The 19450-nt window shown below is 58.6% G+C and carries 17 protein-coding genes and 2 pseudogenes; 8 read left to right on the top strand and 11 right to left on the bottom strand.

The annotated features are described in order from the left end of the window. The first annotated feature begins 4 nt into the window (after positions 1-4). Together HCN50_RS07160 and HCN50_RS34725 are read left to right on the top strand one after the other, a co-directional pair. Positions 5-1402 carry a ThiF family adenylyltransferase gene (locus HCN50_RS07160; RefSeq protein WP_171708912.1) on the top strand — a complete coding sequence of 466 codons (1398 nt, stop codon included), beginning with the start codon at positions 5-7 and terminating at the stop codon, positions 1400-1402. Further along, positions 1399-1734 (top strand): ubiquitination-like system serine protease family protein, encoded by a 336-nt coding sequence (locus HCN50_RS34725; RefSeq protein WP_376700258.1) that lies wholly within the window; start codon positions 1399-1401, stop codon positions 1732-1734. Before HCN50_RS07160 ends, HCN50_RS34725 begins: the two co-directional genes overlap by 4 nt. Positions 1735-2292: 558 nt before the next feature. Here HCN50_RS34725 and HCN50_RS35055 read toward each other — a convergent pair. Further along, entirely contained in the window at positions 2293-2736 is a 444-nt protein-coding gene (locus HCN50_RS35055; RefSeq protein WP_171708911.1) for a hypothetical protein, read from the bottom strand. A 28-nt stretch (positions 2737-2764) separates the two neighbouring features. Between HCN50_RS35055 and HCN50_RS35050 the strand changes: the two genes are divergently transcribed. From HCN50_RS35050 to HCN50_RS35035, 4 genes are read left to right on the top strand one after another with little or no spacing between them, the layout of a single operon-like run. Further along, a complete protein-coding gene (locus tag HCN50_RS35050) occupies positions 2765-2824 on the top strand; it encodes a hypothetical protein (RefSeq protein ID WP_311967567.1) in 60 nt (19 codons plus the stop codon). Between the two features lie 18 nt (positions 2825-2842). Next, positions 2843-2968 carry a hypothetical protein gene (locus HCN50_RS35045; protein WP_283812053.1) on the top strand — a complete coding sequence of 42 codons (126 nt, stop codon included), beginning with the start codon at positions 2843-2845 and terminating at the stop codon, positions 2966-2968. After that, positions 2962-3639, top strand: a complete 678-nt coding sequence (locus HCN50_RS35040; protein WP_512699167.1) for an IS3 family transposase — start codon at positions 2962-2964, stop codon at positions 3637-3639. Before HCN50_RS35045 ends, HCN50_RS35040 begins: the two co-directional genes overlap by 7 nt. After that, a complete protein-coding gene (locus HCN50_RS35035) occupies positions 3593-4249 on the top strand; it encodes an integrase core domain-containing protein (protein WP_512699166.1) in 657 nt (218 codons plus the stop codon). The genes HCN50_RS35040 and HCN50_RS35035 overlap by 47 nt, the downstream gene beginning before the upstream one ends. Before the next feature lie 1141 nt (positions 4250-5390). Here HCN50_RS35035 and HCN50_RS07145 read toward each other — a convergent pair. Next, positions 5391-5663, bottom strand: coding sequence for a hypothetical protein (locus HCN50_RS07145; RefSeq protein ID WP_171709208.1), 273 nt, complete (start codon positions 5661-5663; stop codon positions 5391-5393). Between the two features lie 64 nt (positions 5664-5727). Continuing rightward, positions 5728-5979, bottom strand: a complete 252-nt coding sequence (locus HCN50_RS07140) for a hypothetical protein (RefSeq protein ID WP_210264802.1) — start codon at positions 5977-5979, stop codon at positions 5728-5730. 1117 nt (positions 5980-7096) lie between these two features. Between HCN50_RS07140 and HCN50_RS07135 the strand changes: the two genes are divergently transcribed. Both HCN50_RS07135 and HCN50_RS07130 read left to right on the top strand, forming a co-directional pair. Continuing rightward, positions 7097-7507 carry a hypothetical protein gene (locus HCN50_RS07135; protein ID WP_171708910.1) on the top strand — a complete coding sequence of 137 codons (411 nt, stop codon included), beginning with the start codon at positions 7097-7099 and terminating at the stop codon, positions 7505-7507. A gap of 395 nt (positions 7508-7902) precedes the next feature. Further along, entirely contained in the window at positions 7903-8403 is a 501-nt protein-coding gene (locus HCN50_RS07130) for a ferritin-like domain-containing protein (protein WP_171708909.1), read from the top strand. Between the two features lie 583 nt (positions 8404-8986). On the opposite strand, the gene HCN50_RS07125 is transcribed toward HCN50_RS07130, so the two are convergent. The 8 genes and pseudogenes from HCN50_RS07125 to HCN50_RS07090 form a co-directional block, all read right to left on the bottom strand. Continuing rightward, positions 8987-9250 (bottom strand): hypothetical protein, encoded by a 264-nt coding sequence (locus HCN50_RS07125; RefSeq protein ID WP_171708450.1) that lies wholly within the window; start codon positions 9248-9250, stop codon positions 8987-8989. Positions 9251-9338: 88 nt separating this feature from the next. After that, positions 9339-9473: pseudogene (locus HCN50_RS33490) on the bottom strand (DUF3606 domain-containing protein); the annotation flags it as partial. Between the two features lie 402 nt (positions 9474-9875). Then, complete coding sequence (locus HCN50_RS07115) at positions 9876-10958, bottom strand: alpha/beta fold hydrolase (protein ID WP_171708907.1); 1083 nt, start codon at positions 10956-10958, stop codon at positions 9876-9878. Positions 10959-11980: 1022 nt separating this feature from the next. Then, entirely contained in the window at positions 11981-12544 is a 564-nt protein-coding gene (locus tag HCN50_RS07110) for a hypothetical protein (RefSeq protein WP_171708906.1), read from the bottom strand. Positions 12545-13838: 1294 nt separating this feature from the next. Next, on the bottom strand, positions 13839-15062 hold the full coding sequence (locus HCN50_RS07105; protein ID WP_311967347.1) for an NAD(P)/FAD-dependent oxidoreductase: 1224 nt from the start codon (positions 15060-15062) through the stop codon (positions 13839-13841). 787 nt (positions 15063-15849) lie between these two features. Continuing rightward, positions 15850-16812 carry a TIGR03885 family FMN-dependent LLM class oxidoreductase gene (locus HCN50_RS07100; RefSeq protein ID WP_171708904.1) on the bottom strand — a complete coding sequence of 321 codons (963 nt, stop codon included), beginning with the start codon at positions 16810-16812 and terminating at the stop codon, positions 15850-15852. Positions 16813-16921: 109 nt separating this feature from the next. Further along, positions 16922-17698, bottom strand: coding sequence for a succinate dehydrogenase iron-sulfur subunit (locus tag HCN50_RS07095; RefSeq protein WP_171708903.1), 777 nt, complete (start codon positions 17696-17698; stop codon positions 16922-16924). 600 nt (positions 17699-18298) lie between these two features. Beyond that, positions 18299-19363: pseudogene (locus HCN50_RS07090) on the bottom strand (IS110 family RNA-guided transposase). Positions 19364-19450: the final 87 nt, after the last annotated feature.

Genomic DNA, 19450 nt, shown 5'->3' with positions numbered 1-19450 from the left:
TAAGATGCTCGTCAGCCTGACCTTGACCAGCTCGCAGCATGGCGAATTGATGCGCCACCTGTTTCCCGACGACGGCTGTGAGGCGGTAGCGATCGCTCTTTGTGGCCGATGCGAGGGCGATCAGCGGCACCGGTTGCTTGTTCAGCAACTAGTCTTGGTGCCCTATGAATGCTGCACGGTTAGAGCACCTGATAGAGTAACCTGGCCGACAGATATCCTCGTTCCTCTCATCCATGAGGCAGACAAGCGTCGGCTTGCAATTGTCAAGATCCATGGACATCGTGGATACGATCGGTTTTCGGACGTTGACGACATGTCAGACAAAGCTCTTTTCCCTTCCATACACGCATGGATCGGGGATGGCCTTCCTCACGCGAGCGCGGTCGTCCTCGATGATGGACGCATGTTTGGACGCGCGGTCGATGAGGCTGGTGAATTCGTTGATCTCACCTCAATCAACGTGGTAGGCGACGATTTGATGTTTTGGCATCAAGCCGCGTCAAATCATAATCTGCCCGACTATGGTTATCGAATTTCCCAGACTTTTGGAGCACGTACTTATGACAGTCTACGAAAGCTCAAGATTGCCGTAGTCGGTTGCTCAGGGACTGGAAGCCATGTGATCGAGCAACTCGCGCGCAATTGCGTCGGCGCCTTAGTACTCGTGGATCCGGACCATATCGAAGAAAAAAACCTAAACCGCGTGCTAAATAGCGGTATGAGCGACGCATTGGCGCGCGCGAGCAAGGTCTCTGTCGCTAAAGCTGCCGTGGAGAGGATGGGATTAGGAACTCAGGTACTCGCGCTGGAGAATAACCTTTTCACGGAGCAGGCCGTAAAGGCAGTTGCCGAATGCGATATCGTGTTCGGTTGCGTTGACACGGTCGATGCGCGACATCTACTGAATAAGCTGAGCACGTTCTACCTGCTACCGTACTTCGACTTGGGTGTTCGGATAGATGCCGACGGCTTTGGCGGCGTCGACCAGGTTTGCGGTAGCGTGCACTACGTCCAGCCGGGCGGGTCTAGTCTTTTCAGCCGCGGCGTCTACAATATGGAACAGGTTCGTGCCGCAGGTTTATACAGAACGGACCCGGAGACTTACCGGTCGCTCCTGAAAGACGGCTATATCAAGGGTGTGCGCGAAGATCGCCCCGCGGTTGTCCAATTGAATGGCATCATCGCCAGCCTAGCAATTAGCGAGCTCTTGGCCAGACTCCATCCTTTCAGAGATGATCCGAATGAATCGTTCGCTGTTCATCGGATGAGCCTTAGTCATGGTATCTACGAGCACGAGCATGAAGGGCCGATGTGTCAAATGCTTGCTCGTCATGCCGGTCGCGGCGACGTCCAACCGTTGTTGGACTGGGCGGAACTCAGTTCGATCAACGAGGCAGCATGAATTGGCTTTGGCGGAAGCTTCGGCAATGGATCGGACTGAGACAGTTCGTAGTACCGGTCGAGGTGGAAGATTTGCCTGACTCACTAGAGCCGAACAAGCTCTATCTAATTGGTTCGCCTACGCAGCCCTGGTCGGCTGCTTTCATCTGCCCGTGCGGCTGCCGCACCGTCATTCAACTAAGCTTGATTCAGAACGACGACCCGAGATGGGCGTTGAGTTACGACGAGAGCCGCTCAGCAACGCTTCACCCGTCGATTTGGCGATTAAAGGGATGCAAAAGCCACTTCTTTGTGCGTCGGAATGAGATAATTTGGACAAAGGACCGTCGATGAACCTGGCGGTCGATGACAAGCGTTAGTCTAGGTTTAACCAGTGTAGCCCAACACCGCCGTCATCTCGCCAAGCGAAGGGAACCTCGACTTAATCACACGAGCGCTCCGATGCGACGGCTTGTGCTAAGCGATGAGTTGCTCACCCCTCGATAGTTCGAGTCAGTGGAGCGCTACCAACTCCCGCTTCCGCGATTCTTTGTTTCAAGTTGAACCATCGGAGCTGGGCAAAAGAGGCGACGCTCTTCGCCTCCGACAACAGCGGTCGCTCGTCCGGACACATCTAGCCCCCTGGCCTGGCGAATCTTCGTCGCGCAGGTCGCCCAAATTCACATGCCCTGCCCAATGAGGACCCGCTCATATTGGCTGTCGCAAGATTTTTCTTGATCTCCCGGTGCACACGTCGTGCACACGCCGCCTCCTAACCGATTGAAACATCTGAACTCTCGTTCCAATCCATCATCGGAGCCACAGAAAAGCGATACTCTTGATATTCCAATTACTTATCCTATCCCTTCAATGGACTAGATCAGGAACAAGTGCACACGTGTGCACTCCAAACTAGCCAAAATTGCACACGTTTGTACCGCATTTGATCTCCCGGTGCACACGTAGCGCACACGAATTCGCGACGGAGTGCACACGCAAATGCCGACCTTTACAAAGCTGAAGTCTGGTAGTTGGCGCGTTCAGGTCAGAAGAAAACGCCAGTACGTCGCGAACACCTTTATCCGACGCCGTGATGCCGAAGAGTGGGCATTTAAAGCGGAGCGCTCGATTGATCGAGGCGTTCCAATTCGACGCTCCCGTGCCCATGAGCAGCCGCGCATCTTCGCCGATCTGATCGCGTTGCATCTCGATGACCTTGCGCAGGTTGGCAAGCCCGTTCGACGGTCGAAGTCCATTGACCTTGCCCCACGGGCTTAATCCAGTTTGAAGTTCGTTCTGGCCCACAACAAGGACCAGAGCATGAAGCGCAGCCGCTTTTCGGAAGAGCAGAATCATCGGGATTTTGAAGGAGCATGAGGCCGGCGTGTCGGTTGCCGATCTGTGCCGCAAGCATGGCCTCAGCGACGCCAGCATCTACAAATGAAAGGCCAAGTTCGGTGGGATGGAGGTGTCGGAGGCCAAGCGGCTGAAGACGCTGGAGGACGAGAACACACGGCTGAAGCGGCTCTTGGCCGACGCCATGCTCGACAATGCTGCCTTGAAGGATCTCGTGGGAAAGAAATGGTGACGCCCGCGGCCAAGCGGAAAGCTGTCGCCCATCTCCGAGGCGCCTTCGGGATGAGCGAACGGCGGGCGTGTAAAACCATCGGCTGCTGCCGCATGACCATTAGATACCAAACGACCCGGGCGGACGAAGCCGGCCTTCGCCAGCGCATGCGGGCAATCGCCCAGGAACGTCGCCGCTTCGGTTATCGGCGCCTGCACGTGCTGCTCAAGCGGGAGGGATATCTGGTCAACCACAAGAAGCTGTTCCGGCTGTACCGGGAAGAGAGGCTCGCGGTGCGCCGCCGTGGCGGCCGCAAGCGGGCGATCGGGACCCGGGCGCCGATGACGGTACCGATGGCGCCGAACGACCGCTGGTCGCTCGATTTCGTGTCGGATCAGCTCACTGACGGCCGCCGCTTCCGTATCCTCACCGTGGTCGATGATTGCACCCGCGAGTGCCTGGCGCTGGTGGCCGATACCTCGCTCTCCGGCACCCGTGTGGCGCGGGAGCTGGACCGGCTGGTGATAGAGCGGCAAGCCCAAGACGGTGGTCAGCGACAACGGCACCGAACTCACCAGCAACGCCATCCTGACATGGGCCGATCAGAGCCGCGTCGCCTGGCACTATATCGCGCCGGGCAAACCCATGCAGAATGCCTTCATCGAGAGCTTCAACGGCCGGCTGCGGGATGAACTGTTGAACGAGACGCTGTTTTACCTCGTTGGGCCAAGCCCGCGTCGCGCTCCGGTGCTGGCGCGCCGATTACAACGATGCACGCCCACACTCGCGGCTCGGATGGAAGACGCCGTCCGAGTTCGCCTTCACCTGCCATCCGCGACGGGATCCGGCGCTGCGCTATGCCGAGGGCTCCGCGCCAGCTCCCGTCGCTGCCACCGCCCATCCGGGCAAATCCAATGGCCGGAACGAACTCAGGATTGGATAAAACTTGGGGGCAACGTCACCATGGTGCTTAAAGCCGTCAAGGTTTCGCTCGGTCGTGTGAATCTCAAGGACATAACCCGCGACAGATTGATCGAGTTCTCCTTCGGAAGGAAGCGAGCCGCGCAAGGCGCTGGACCGGCAACCCTTGCAATCGATTTCTCGTTCATTCGAGCGGTCCTACTCCACGCTGCTGCGGTCCATGGCATCGATGTCTGTGTCGACAGTGTTCAGATGGCACGAGCTGCGCTCAAACACTTAGCGTCGAGAAATTTCCGACGTGGTGCACCTTCCGCTGTTCGTACAATGCTACGATTGGCTCAGCACGCACCACCTTTCCGCGGCTCGCGTGCACCGATTTGAAGCTAACCAGCGCATCCAGGGCTCGGATTGTTGCCTTAACCATCGCTCCGCCATTGTTGGTTTCCGCGATGATCCGAGCGGTGCGTACCGGCCCGACAAATCTTCCGGAATGTAAACTTGCCGGTTGGTCCTGTCGGCTGCGAACTACGGGATGAAACGAATAGGACGAGGACGTCTACTCCGCTATCGCGCTAGCGGCCGTGAAAATCCTCTCACAAGGCAGACTCAGCATCGGCGCTTCGGGTGTGGCGCCATGATCCCCACCCTGCCCGCCTTATTGCATCCTTCGATCGCCGATTCCCGAGGTTTCGAGCGGCTGATGGCGCCGCTGGAGCTTGCTGCTTGGCGACAGGCCTGTTCTGCGCCGAGGTGCCCGGCGGCCGCGCGGTTCATCTACTCGGGTCTATACTTCCCTCGCCGCATCGACGATTACCCTGAAGGACCCTGTCTTCTACCAAGTCGTCGCTGTCGTCCGCGGCCGGGCGATCGATTGGACGAGCCGGCAGCTCGACCCGCGCGCACCACATCCCTTCATCCAACCAGCCACGGAACTTCGCCGTGACCGGACCAAGATCGGGCGCTCGCCCGAAGAACTGGGCTTTGACATGAGATGGAATTGGGACTCCCCCGCAGCCGCCGCACCGACGCTTCAGCAACGGAGATCGCCGCCGAGACGAGCCGGCGGACAAGAGGATCATGGTCAACGGCCAAGTCCGCGAGTCCAGGGCGCCGATCTATCCGTATGGAAGCGGCCGGCCGAGTTCGGATGCTATCCAGAGGCCAACTCGACCACGAGTCAGTGTGCACCCTCGCCCGCGATAAGTCCGTTTTTCTGAATTTGAGTCCGCGCTCAATAAGGCGCGTACCATGAACGCCCCGGATCAGGACATCGTACTGCACGCGATGGAGGACGCCAGGTGCATCCTCGCTGAGTACATCGCACCCGGTCCGCGCGATGCCACGCGAACGGTGCACCGGCTAAATGCCGTTCTCGATCGAGACGAAGTTGTCCACGCCATCGATCGAATGAAGCGGCGCCGCACAATTCGGGTTGTGGAGTAGCCGACCACGCCGATCACTTTCCAAGCACGAACTGAAGCTTGCCAGCTCTTCTTGGCTATCATGCTTGGTAGGGGTTACGCTACTTTCGGCGGCGGCGGGACTTCTTCGCCGTGCCGCCGGTCCCCATTTTGCGTAGCCGCCTTGCGTTGGCGGTCACGAGCCTCTGGTATTGACTGATTATCTGCTCTGCTGAAGCGCCGCCCATCAGGCTCGCGGTCGCCTTGGCCGCGGCATCAATCTTTTCGCTCACCATTAGACGGGCCTCTCGCCGCGCCGCCCGTTTTCCGCCCAGCATGAGTTTTGTCATGCGCAGCGCAATGACGCCGCTCGCCTCGACCGCCAACCTTGTCATGGAATCCAATGGCGCGAGTATTGTCCCGTGCTGCCAATGGGGCTACGGTTGCCGATTTGCCTTTTTAGGCCGGAGCGAGGTCGATCTCGATCTGCTCAGCCCGTTTTGCTTGCGCATCGTAAACCTTGATCTGAAGGTTGGGAAAACGCGTCTTCAAGCCTTTGGCTGCTTGGATAGCAGAACTTTGGGTTTTAAACTCTCGCTTCGCGTGGCCATCCACGATGAGGGCGTAACCACTCGTCGGAAGGTCGGTCGGCGCTTTGGTCGTTGTCGCTGGCGCCGCCACAGGCGATCGTTGCGTGCGCTGTTGTCGCATGGGAAGCTCCGCTTTGGGGGATTGCGCTTACAACGTTCGTGCAGCGCCAGGGTTCCTAAGAACTACAGCACCGGAGGCGGAGCGCCGTCCGATGCGAGCTCAGGGTTCGGTCCGTCTATCATCGGAGGAGAGAGACGCTTTACCACTCGTGCGCCGCACCGAAGCTCCGCCGGCCGCTGATCCATTAGCTGCTTCGTCCACTCGATGGCTTGTTCGTCCGTATAGCACGAGAACGCGCGATGGCTCGTGAAATGCCCGTCCGAACCTACAAAGTACGCTTGATACTTGACCACTAAATACTCCCTACTTGGCAGGCTGAAGTCGTGGCGAGCGAAGCAGCTCGCAAACGTGAGTGGCAGCCTCGTTCTGTTGGATCCTCTGAATGATGTGCTCCCTCGCGGCACCGTCCGGCAGCACTTTAGCTTGCTCAACTAGTTGCGCTGTATCTTGGGCAAGACGTTCCTCAAGGGAATGAGTTTGCTTGAAACGACGACGTTTGATGACCATGAACTGCTCTCTGTTGGAAGAAGGGCTTGGAGCGCTTACTGCGCGTCCTCGTCACCGCTGGTGCGATTGGCGGCAATATGCACTTTGCACCGAGCGTGCCCCGAACAATTGTTAGGTTATTTCAAAACTTAAGCGGTTATATACGTGCCGCTATGTCGGCTATCGGGCCGACACGCAGTATGAGGCCCTCGGCTCATACACTTTGCCGCGAGCCGCCGCCCGAGCTCGTCCGCCGGCCGAGCTTGACAGTCTCATTGCCAACCTCGCGCGGATCCGAGCGGACATGAGTCCTCCTGTGTCTGCCGACGCGCCGATCGGCAAACGAATTGAAGCTGTCCGAGATCCAGGTTGGTACGCGCCGCCACCCGAGATCACTCCGGGGATGGCCGTCCTAGTGATTAGGCATCCGGGACTGGGTTGGCTCAGTTTTGCCTTTCCGAAGCAAGAAGCTCGAAAGGTCGGAAACTATCTGGCAGCGCAGTCGCTTAATTAGCTAGCCAGGCCCGCCAGCGTGAACCGCCGGGCCGAGCTGCTGGCCTCAGTACTTGCCCCTGCAAAGGCGGATTGCCGCACGTACGCGGGGCCGCCGTGCTCTTTACTTCGATGGTTGTTGCCCGGCTGGTGGCGTCGCTGGTGCCGGTGTCTCACCCCCGAACCAGCCACCAGTCCAACCAAGCAGCGCAAGAACAATGATAACGGCCGCAACAACACCGGCTATGACCCGATTGTCCATTTCCCGTTACCTCCCTATTTGCTGGCTGCATCTACGGTAACGCATCATGCAGGTGATCGTTCGTTCAGAGTGCGGACGGCATCACGCCATCACCGTGAACTGGTTGTCGCACCAGCCAACTTGCTCGAGGCTTCCGTGGTCACCAATGCCGGACGGCTCGCTATCCTCTGCCGGGTCGTCGCCCTACCTGTCGGCGTCGTGTTGCTCGGCATCGACCGCGGGGAAGGCCCAGCGGTGCTGGCGCTACCACGCCTTGTTTTGATTGGTCATCCGCTCGAACGAACCTAGGCTTGGCTCGTCGTCGGAATCGTCCCCCCTCGTCGTCCGGTTCGGCCTCCTGCGCGTTGCGTTCAATGATCTTGTCTAGTTCGCCGCGGTCGAGCCAGACCCCCGGCACAGCGGGCAATATTCTATTTCCACGGCCTGTCAGTCGGTCATCATCGGGCAACGTGACACACTGGACATTTCATCCTTGATGTGTTGCCATCTTCTTGCTGCCGTCCTCTCAACAGAAGCTAGTCGTCGGCCAAGCGTTCCTGATCGAAAATGTCGCACACAGTGCGGCCCCCGGGCATAGCGCGATGTGACCGCCCCGCCTACCACACGCGAAGAGCTGGTTATCCCGTTAGGAACCTAGTTACGCAAATCCAGTTTGAGGTTCAACACCGAACGGGAGATGCATAATGACAATGACAGCACGAGATGTTTTTGTAGTAGGCCTCCGCAACGCTCATGCGATGGAGGTGCAAGCCCGAGAACTTATGGAAAGGCAGTTTGAGCGCCTGGATGAATATCCGGACGTACAAGCCAAAGTGAGAGATCATCTGGCCGAGACTAACGAGCAGCTCAAGAGACTGGAGCAATGCCTCGAAGCGTGCGGTGAGACGTCTTCAACGATAAAGGATACTACCTCATCGGTGATGGCCAACACGACAGCCATGGCCAATGCGATGGCCGGTGACGAGATCCTGAAAAACACCTTCGCAAACGACGCCTTCGAGCATTTTGAAATCGCTGCTTACAAATCGTTGCTGACGTTGTGCAGCCCGGCGAGCCAGGAGAGTGCACGTCCCCTCCTAGAAGCGAACCTCCAGGAAAAAGAGCGGATGGCAGCCTGGCTCGATGCCAATGTGGGCAAGGTGACGCAAGATTATCTCGCGGTCGAGCAGCGCAAGGCCGCCTAGATTTCATAGGCTCCGTCGGGATGGCTCTGCAGAAGCCCTGCATCGTGCTGAGGAACGGTCCCGGCGCGCGGCGAGCTCTCGTCGGAGCCGTCTGACCAGGCTTCCCGCCGGGCAGGGTTCGCCTGAGTTGAGGCATGGCTCGGCCACAGAAATCTCCTTCGGCGAAATGCGCGAATCTGGCGCTCGCCCCATCGTTATCTTTTGCTCAGACTACAAATGCGGCCACTCGGCCCTGATGGATGCTGACTGCTGGCCGGCTAACCTCAGGCTGTCCGACATTGAACAGTTGTTCGTTTGCCAGGTTTGCGGAAAACGCGGCGCCGACGTACGGCCGAGCTTTCCTAACGCTCGCATGGGCCACTAGCGGCGCATGAGATTCGCCGCCAGTGGTGGTCGCTTCTGACCGCATCAGCTGCATAGCTATTTGGCGAAGGAGAAAAGGTTGGAGGCAAATTCTTCTCACAAGTAGTTGGGCCATAAAAATGGCCCCGCGCGAGCCATGCGCCGAGGCAATTCAAGCGGCGTCCTTCTCAGCCAGATAAATGAGCCTATCGGCAAAACAACGTCTCAGAGCCTCCTGAACTCAGGAGTTGCGTTTCTCCCGCGCGTAGAGGTCTTTTGTTGCCTCTTCGGTGATCTGCTTTTCGGCGCGCGTTCTACGCCTGTTCCGCATGATGCCGTAGGCCAACGCCAAGCCCAGAACAGCCGCTCCGATGAACCACAACGCCACCGGCAGGTGAGAGGCGGTTTCGACAGGCTGTCCTTGCGCCGCCAGCTTGCCCGGAAAGAGCGTGAGCAGCATCAAAATGGCGGGAAGTTTCCGTTCAACGTACGAAATCGAAGACATGTCATGATCCTCGCGCACTCTTGAGGATCAATTTCGGCCTTCAGCTATCGTTCCTACCTTCCTAGCGGGCCGCAGGACGCCTAGCCTTCTAGAGTCCGAGCCCGCGCTCGATCCGCTTGCGGCTGGTGCCGACTTTCTTGACGGCCTTCTTCACCGCAAACGCCGACCTTCCCGTCTTCTTCGCCTCGTACCGCACCTCGTAGTTTTGCCTGCCTGTCGCCCGAGGCCAGTGTTCACATGCGAAATGGCCAAGTCGATCGGTGCGCCAACGCTTCTGTGGCGAGCGAAGTCCCAAATTCTTCTATCGAATTGTCGACCAGCTAGAGACCTGCCTACCAAACCGCGAGAGGATCATCATTGCCGGAACTTCGCACACCGTGCCTGCAGAAGCTCCTGACGCGTACGATCAGGCTGTCCTTACGTTTATGGGCAAACATTAACGCCGTAAGTCCGCTTGGGGGTCACAAGCTGCTCTCGAAGGATCACTGATGCGAAGTCCGGACTTTCCTCAGTATGAGACGGCGACGAAGTTAGTCGGCTTGGGGCCCTGACACAGCCAAGACCATAAGCGGAAACTTGATGGAAAAATGTGTGCACCAGAAATTGGCCGACGGGTGACCTCTACTTAACCAGGAATCCCGTCTACGTTTACCGGGTCATTAGACTGCATTTCGCGCGATAAGCCTCGTTGAAGCTTAATACTGTTCACGTCGTTTGCCACTTCGTTGATCGCAGACACGACCCGGGTCGCAGTCTGATGGACCATGTGACCTGCTCCGCGAACGCGGTGAAAACTGCTTTGGGGAATGTCGAGATGCAACCGTGTAGATTGCGCATTGATATCAACAAGTCGGTCTTCATTACCAGCGACGATGACAACCGGCATCGTCAATTTTGCGTATTCATTGCGGAGGTGGACTGCATCCGGAATCAAAAGTGCCGACTCCGCCGCTGACGCGCGAATCTGAGAAGGACGGAGGGCCATCTCTTTCGGAAAGGCGTCAAACTTCTTCGGTACGGACCGCGGGTCGAAGATCTCCTCTACTAAGAGTGGCCATATCACCCGACCTATAATCGGTGCGAGCGTATGGCCCAAGACATCACCCACTATAGGTACTGCTGGGACGGAGAAAGCGACCACGTCAGCGCGCCAAGTCGGATAGTAATATCCCGAGGCAAGCACCAGACCCTGGACCAGTTTCGGGTATTTGAGTGCCAATGCGACCGCGACAGAAGCACCCCATGAGTGCCCCAAGACTATTGCTTGTGAGACGCCCAGGCGACGGAGAGCGCTGTTAATCAGCTCAGCCTGTGCTGCCGGCGTCCAGACAACGTTGCGTGGCCGCTCACTATGGCCGAAGCCAGGACGATCGAAAACAATAACGCGGTGGTTCTTGGCGGCTAAATCGATCAGACCGCTGGACTCGAAATCTTGGATCATGCTGCCATTGCCGTGCAGCAGGACCAATGGCGTGCCTGATCCGCGTTCGACATAGTGGAGCCGCAAGCCGTTCACTTCCAGGAACAGACCAGAGGGGGGATTGCGGGTCTCGGCTTTCTTGGCGAGGTAGCGATTTATCAGGGCTGATATGGCCAAAGCTCCGACGGCGACGGCCGCGGCCACTAAGTAAGGATGCGCTCCGGCCATCGTATGGCCTTTACCGTGGTGGGATGTAGGCGACCGTGTTTTGAGATGAGCTGCGGACATTCTACGCACTCCAGGTGGCATGCAAGAAATCCGGACAACCCAGGAAGTGTTGCAGCGCAGAATGAACGACCAAAACCGTCACCCGTTCCTAAAGCAAATCATAGCACCATGTCCGAAATGGGCGCAGGAAGGCGGCTTCATGGCCATCGCCAAGCCAATCTGGAATGAGACGGCATACCATTGCCTGTAGGCAGACTACCAGTATGGGTCAAAAAGCGCCGTTCGGAAGATTTTCGGCTGCTTCCGGTTTGCCCTGATAAGCCCGTCAATCAAAGAACCCGACCGGACTTCGTTTTTGGGGCCAGACTTTGGGCAAAGCGCCTCTTGGTCCTAAAGCCAAATAGTCGCTCCCTAATCCTGTTCGATCACCCGTCGGCGCGGCGAAACACGCCGCGAGGTTCTTGGTTGGATCCAATCCGCCGATTTTGGAGCGCGACGTCTGGATGCGCGCGCCGTGGGATGAGGCCAAGGCACTTCCGCGGCCTTTGCCCGACAATGCCATCAGGATTGTCGCCCGCCGCGCTGATAAGGAAGACAAGATCGCGGCATGAAATACGCCAGCGCACGCCCCTACGCTGACCCGGAAAAAGCTGCGCGCCGGATCCTCGAAATCGCAAACGCCGTCGAGCCGGTGCAGGGCTCACATCTACATCGAAAAAGTCAACGGGCCCTTTCTGTTTCGCGATGGCGCCTGTCCGGCGGAATACGGCGCCGGCTTAGACCTCGCTCTTTCGCTTGGCTGGCTGGAATTGCACGAGAGCGGAACGTTCGTGAAGTTAACACAGAGCGGAGCTGATCTATTTGCGTAGTGCGTGGACTCGTAAATCCGCGAGGTCCGCTTATCCCCCGACAGCGGCGGAGAAGCGGACATTGCCCGAGGTACGAGAAGGGCCACTACGAGACATCCCTAGAAATGAAAGAGGCCGCCAATAGAGACGGCCTTCAGCTCTCCATCATGATCGGCCTTTTGCTTGTCGTCCCGGACCACCCCGCTTGACCACACTCCGCGTCCAGTGGTGAGTTTACTGCACGTCAGCGATAATAGCGGCCACGCGCCGGGAGTTCCGATCAACGACAATCAGGTTGCTGCCGGCGATCATGTACTGGCTGCCTGCGTGACCGTTGAGCACCTGGGCGGCCTGCGGCGGCAGATCCGCCAGTTCGGTCTGGCGAGGGACCGATGTTCCGATCATCATCTCGAAGTTTGGATGATCTGTCTTCGGTCCTCTTGCGGCGGAGAATATGGTCCGCAGCTCATCGCGCTGCTCTTTGCTGAGTGAGAGCGACTGAGAGCTCTCCTTAATTTTCCGCGCCCGGCCTCCGGTGCTGTCTTCGGCGCCGCTGGGGTCATTCTTTGCATGCGCGCTCTCGGCTTCACGCTGCGTTGGCACGCCGGTGCCCACCGTCGTGCTGGCTGTTCCCTTGTCGGCGCCTGTTGGGGGACGGCCTAAATAATCGGTTATGCCGGTGAGTTGCGGCACCGCAAACCAGGCGAACAGCCCTATGAACAATACGCCCGCGATCACCGAGCTGATCATGAACAGCTTCCGGGTGCCCGCTCTCTCTTCCTCACGAGATAGATTCATCTGCACTCCCCCGTGTTCTTCGCTGCGAGCACTTTAGTTCGTTCTTGCTGTCTTCCTCTTCGCCGGTCCCCTCGCCCCCAAAATCGCAGTCGGGCTCTTGCTCGGCGCTTCCGTCGTCTCGCGCCAGTGTCGCCGTTTTCGCAGCTGTCAAACTGATTGGTTTGAGCCTTATCGCCTACAGTCGTGCCGGCGACACCACGCACTGCCCGGGTCACCTTGGTCTCCGCCGGCTGTCGTCCGCCCCTCGAGCTTTGGGCGACCGCGAAAGAGTAGCTGCCCATCAACAGACCGACGATCACCGCAGCGAGCTCCATGGTGCCTCTGTCAAGAAAACCGACAAAGCACGATCTGCGCGATCGTTCCTATTGGCGTGCGTACAGCAAGCGCGAGTCACCGCTCGACGTCAGCTGATCTGAACTGGCTGGGTTCTGGCATCACATTGCTCCAAGCTGGAGAACGGCCGGAATTTCAAGGGCGCCCGCGCTCAGCCAGCTTCCTCGGGTTTTGAATGAGTGGAGGCAACGTTTGCGGCCTGCCGCAGCTGAAAGTTAGCGCCGGGGCCCGTCAATTGATGCCCTTGTACCACCGCCGCCTTCCCTAGTAGGCACCGGTGGCTTACCAGCCCCGTTGTCGCCTTTTCCACAGCGTGTTTGGTCCACCAGAGATCGCCTGCAAATGTCCTGCCACGCCCGGATGAATGATCCTCTTTGTGACTATGCGGCCGACCGAAACTTTCGCGCCGTGCCTTGGTTGTCACGTATGGGTAACAGCAATTACAACAATCGCGCATCGAGCTCTTCTCCCTCGGCACCTGCTGAGTTCAGCGCAAAGGCTCCTATTGAAACCACCGAGCAGCTCCGCATTGCAATCGATCAGGGGCACGCAGGTGATAAGGTCGACGCTGGGGACCCAGCGGCCGCTCCGCTGGGAACTGACGACGAGGCTGGCGGGAATCCGAACAGTACTGTCCAGGTTCGACTAGCAGCCGCCGAAGAGGTACGTGCGCGCACTACCAAAAATAGACAAAGAAGGCGGGGGATCGGACAAGCGTGGTGGCTAATTGGTTTGTCCCTGGTCCTGGGTATCATGATCGTAGCGTCTGCGCTTTGGGTGCTGCCATAGGCGTGGAACGGAGCAGGTTCGTTGCTTACAAGCATCGCGAATCCTCACCCGGCAATCGAGCGGCACGCGATCTCTCTCGGGCGGCATGGTTGGAGAGCGGCAAGTCACAACGGCGGAATCCGACTTTATGTTAGCTGCGCCGAACGAACAGCCAGACCGTTCGTCGATCCGACTAGCTGATCAGGCGAGCTCCGCGTTGGAATGTGATATATTCCCAAACCCAGTTGATCGCCACGACCGCGCGGTTTCGTGCCCCGATTAAGAAGTAGATATGAGCGACGCTCCAAACGAGCCATCCAAGAAAGCCCCTTAGTTTCGTCCTGCTGAACGCAACAACAGCGGCCTTACGGCCGATTGTGGCCAAATCGCCCTGATGGCGATAGACGAACGATTGGCGGGGCTTGGCGCCCGCCACGATGGCGGTAATATGCCTTCCGACATGTCGGCCCATTTGCTTTGCCGCGGGCGCCAGGCCGGGCACAGGCTCGCCCCCGCCGCGAACTGATGCGGTGTCTCCGATGACAAACACGTTTGAAGACCCGGGAATCAGAAGGAATTCATTCACGGGGACCCTGCCGGCTCGATCGCCTTCAACGCCCAGCCATTCCGCCGCCGGCGACGCCTTGACTCCGGCAGCCCACAGCACGCAAGCCGTTTCGATCCGCTCGCCGCCAGCGAGCGAGACGCCCTGCTCGTCGCAGCTAGTAACCGCGCGTCCCGTTATCACTTCGACGCCGACATCCGTGAGGGTCTTTTCGGTGTAGTCAGACAGATCGGTCGGAAAGGTGGACAGAATACGAGGGCCGGCCTCGGCCAGCACAATCCTCGCCGATTGCGGGTTGATCCTCCTGAAATCCCGAACCAGCACGCTTCGCGCGATCTCCGCAATCGAACCGGCCAATTCAACCCCGGTTGGACCACCTCCGACCACGACGAATGTCATGAACTTCTGGATCTCGGCTTCAGAAGTGCCCTTTTCGGCACGCTCAAAGCCGATCAGAATTTTTGCGCGGATCCGCGTGGCATCCTCGATCGTCTTGAGCCCCGGCGCATATTGCGCCCATTCGGGATGGTTGAAGTAAGAGCTGTAGGCGCCCGTTGCGATCACGAGATAATCGTAATGAAAACTATCGCCCTCCTTCGTCCTGACGATCTTCGAGGTGGTATCCACCGCGCAGACGTCTGCCATAATGACAATGACATTGTCCTGGTCCGAGACGATGGACCGAATCGGCCACGCCACATCGGCCGGCGAAAGTGCGGCGGTTGCTACCTGATACAGAAGCGGCTGAAAGCAATGATGGTTCTTCCTGTCGAGCAGGACCACGTCCACCTCGGCCCCTGACAGAGCTCGAGCCGTTTCGAGACCGGCGAATCCCGCACCGATGATGACCACCCTCGGGCGAGTTTCCCCCGATGTAATCTGCTTATGGTTTGCTGGATTGGCAGCAATGTTGGTCGGGACCGACGCCCGCAACATGGCCTTCCGCGGCGCCGGCCGGCGTTTGGTCCTGTAGTAGGAGTACATGCAAACTGAATGAGCTGTAAGCGTACTGGTTCCTACGGAATTCCTATGATGACGAAGCGCAAACTGGCCTTTATGGTTCTCAGCTTCTCTGGCGCGAACCGCAGCTCCACGCTGAGGCTGGCCGCTCACCTTCACACCTGGAGGTGATCTACGACCTCACCTTTCAAGCCGGCTCCTTAGTGTCTGGAGAGCACATCGCCCGAGCCAGTTGCAGGCTCTTGTGAAAGCCCGTTCCCCGCGCTTAACTTACGTTGGCGGTATGCTGGTTCAGGGCGGCACTTCCTTGTAGGAACATTTTAGATTCGCTGTCGTTTTCGCCGGATGAGTGACAACGAACTTTTTGAGCAATCCTTCACCATTGCTTGGAATGTCCTCGAAAGGACAGGTGAACTGGGTGAACCAATCGACACTTCGCGAATCCTGTCAGATACTATAATCGGCATGATGAGGCGCGGCGAGAAGCGCAGGCTGCTGCTTTCAAATGTCGCAATAGACGAGTACAGGCGTCGTCCGATCAGACCTGTGCAATGACTGACCCGCCTATCCCTCAACACCGTTGCATGACACTGGTCCTCAATCGATCTCGGCGGTACGCCAGCATCGCTGAACGATATGCCCGCTGAATGCGAGCGGCCGTTTCCAGCAGCTTGGCTTTCTACGATCTCAGGGACGGCAGCACTTCTTGGCCGAATGCTTCGATGAACTCGCTTTGGTTGACGCCGACCTGATGCAGGTACAGTTCGTCGAAGCCAAGCTCGACGTATTCCTGCAGCCATGCTGCGTGCCTGCTCAGGTCAGCCGAGATCAACAGCGATTGTCGCATGTCTTCCGGACGAACGAACCTCGTTGCGGTTTCGAAATCCTGCGGGGACCGCAACTCCCAATTCACCTCGCCACCGAGTACGTTGTAGTGCCACTGCTCGTACGCTCCTCGAAGCGCATCCTGCTCGGTTCTGGACCAGTTCAAGCCGACCTGCATCAACAGCGGCTTTCCCTGCCCGCCTCCGCGATGGAACGCCTCAATAACTTTGCTGACCTGGTCGGGTGGTCCATTCACCGTCAGCAGTCCGTCCGCCCACGCTCCGGCGAGTTCAGCCGTGGCTTCCGTCACTGCTGCTGCAAGCAGCCGAGGCGGCTGTTTGGGCAAAGAGTAGAGCCGCGCGTCGACAACGACGACCCTCCCGCGATGAGAAACGGTTTCGCCGCGGAACAATGCCCTGATGATGTCAGCACATTCCCGCATACGAGCGTTCCGCTCGGCTTTCTCCGGCCAAGGCAGGCCAGTGATGTCTTCATTCAGCCGTTGCCCGCTTCCAAGCGCGAGCCACAACCGCTCGGGAAACATCTCAGACAGGGTTGCAGCCGCCTGGGCAAGGATGGCCGGATGATAGCGGTAGCCTGGGGCGGAGATGATGCCGAAAGGGAGCGTCGTTGCTTGGAGCGCAGCCCCGAGCCATGCCCAGGCGAATCCGGATTGCCCCTGCGATCCTCCCCAAGGTCGGAAATGGTCAGATGACATTGCACAATCGAAGCCGGCAGACTCAACCTGATGCACCAGACTGAGAAGTTCAGAGGGGGCAAACTGCTCATGCGATGCATGAAATCCTATTCTTGGCATGAAGATTCTCCTCGGGCGTGCGATTGAACCAACGCGACCGAGAGGCGGTTCTATCAGGGGTCGCTACGGAACTGGTGGAAGCCATTCGATCCGACCGCGGGACTACCGCTTATATTTTCCGTCCCAGCAGCTTCAGTCTTATTTCGGCAATAGCCTGCGATGGATTCAGTCCTTTCGGGCACGCCTTTGCGCAATTCAGAATGATATGGCAGCGGTATAGCCGAAACGGGTCCTCCAGAATATCGAGGCGCTCGCCGGTCGCTTCGTCCCGGCTATCGTTGATCCATCTTGCTGCCTGCAGCAGCGCGGCTGGGCCCAAAAAGCGCTCGCTGTTCCACCAGTAGCTCGGGCACGACGTCGAGCAACAGGCGCAAAGGATGCATTCGTACAGCCCGTTCAGCTTCTCCCGGTCCTCGTGGCTTTGCCGCCATTCCTTTTGCGGCGTCGGTGTCTTGGTCTGCAGCCACGGTTCGATAATCGCGAGCTGCGCATAAAAGTTCGATAGATCAGGTACTAGGTCCTTGATGACGGGCTGGTGTGGCAGCGGATTTATCCGCACCAGATCGTCGTCCAGATCCATAGCCCTGGTACAGGCGAGCGTATTCTGCCCGTTGATGTTCATCGCGCAGGATCCGCAGATCCCTTCGCGACAAGATCGACGGAAAGTCAGTGTGGGATCGATGTTGTTCTTGATCCAGATCAGTCCATCGAGCACCATCGGGCCGCAATCAGTTGCGTCGACAAAGTAAGTGTCGGTCCGAGGATTTCTGCCGTCGTCCGGATTCCAGCGATAAATCCGAAACTCCCGCAAGGCTGCTGACTCCGGTCTGGGCCAAGTCCTTCCGGTTCCAACCTTCGAGTTTCGCGGAAGCGCGAATTGCACCATCTAATATCCTTGTCGAGCCCCGAGGCCATTGGGGCCGCTCGGCACCTGAATGCCCGCCGGTAATCATCGTTCCTATTTGCCGTGATGTTCAGAGCTTGCCGGCAGGTCTCAGGGTAGACCGGAAGCGGCGGCTTGGCCGCCAAAACGGCGCTCATAACCCGTATGTATGGTCCGGCCGTGCGGTGCAAGAAGATTTCGACGATCCGGTAGATACGGTCTTGCATCAATGTATCCGGCCTCTGATTGGAGCGTGTTGTGCTCCGGGCCATCATGGTTATCAGCGCACATGCGATCTGGTTAGCGGACAGGGCTCGTACGGGCCATTTGGGTCACCAGTGTTCGCATGCGCCGGGAAGACCGATCCTCCATCGTCGTTTCATCCTCTCGCAGACCTCGGCGGGTAAGGGTGTTGTTAGGTCATCGATGGCTCCTCATTTAGCGCTGTTCCTTTGTTCGTGCCTGGCGGTCGTTCCTTCGTCCCGGCCTGCGCGCGCCGACGCGCCGCGCGCAGGGATCGTCAAGGCCGGCCGTCGTGTGTCCTGACGTCTTGCTCTCCTGCCGCCAGGCCGCGCCTTGACGGCCCCGCGCACGGCGCGAGGATCAAGCAGGTCGGGACGCCGTCTTCTCCGTCTTGACGCACGCGAAGGCGCGTCCCTTGTTGAGGACCGTCCAGGCGATCCGCGCGAGCTTGTTGGCGAGCGCAATCGCCAGCACGTTGTGGTGCAATCGCTTCTTGGCGGCTTCGATTTAAGAGTTGAGGCCATAGCGCGCTCCCAACACTTGACCTTGACCAGCACAACCCATGCGGCTTGCACGAACAGCGCGCGCAGGTAGCGATTGCCGCGCCTCGATGTGCTGCCGAGGATCGTGCGATCGCCGGTCGATATCTGCTTCGGCACCAGTCCAAGCCAGGCGCCGAAGTCGCGGCCTTTCGAGAACACGTCTCCAGTGCCAATCGCAGCTACCATTGCGCTCGAAATGATCGGGCCAATGCCGGGCACCGTCATCAGTCGCTCGCAAGCCTTATCTTGACGGGCCAGCGTTTCGATCTCGCTAGATAGCCCCTCGATCCGTTCATCCAGCCGGCGCCAGTCTTCCGCCAGACCCTCGATGATGGGCAACATGCGAGGCGAGAGCACATCGGTGCGTGTCGCCAAGATATCCGGCAGCTCGAACCGCAGGGAATGCAGGCCTTGCCGCACGCGATGCCCCGCTCCAGCAGGAACGCGCGGATCTGATTGATGACGCCGGTACGCTGACCAACCAATCGATCGCGGACGCGGTGCGTGCCTGAAGGTCAAGCTGATCGGCGGTCTTGGTCGCGACGAACTTCATGGTCGGGCGTTGGACAGCCTCGGCGACGGCTTCCGCATCCCGGAAGTCATTTTTCTGTCCCTTCGAGTACGGGCGCACGTATTTCGCCGGCATCAGGCGGGCGTCGTGGCCAAGCATTTGAAGTTTGCGGCTGAGATGATGGGCGCCGACGCAGGCCTCCATACCGATCAAGCACGGCGGCAGGTTGGCGAGCCGCGTTTCCACCTGGTCGCGTGACCACTTCTGCCGCAGCACGATGACACCGCGGTGATCATGACCGACGATGTGGAACGAGTTCTTGCCGATATCGATGCCGATTACGGCGATCGCTGCGTTGAGTTTCTGAGACATGGCGTGCTCCTTGTCTTGAGCGCCCCTTGCCAGCTTCTCGTGCTGGCAGGGCCGGAGCACGGCGGGACCATCCCATTAGCGGACCTC

The organism is Bradyrhizobium archetypum, from assembly GCF_013114835.1.
Classification (GTDB): domain Bacteria; phylum Pseudomonadota; class Alphaproteobacteria; order Rhizobiales; family Xanthobacteraceae; genus Bradyrhizobium; species Bradyrhizobium archetypum.
This window is presented reverse-complemented; position numbering and strand designations above follow the sequence as displayed.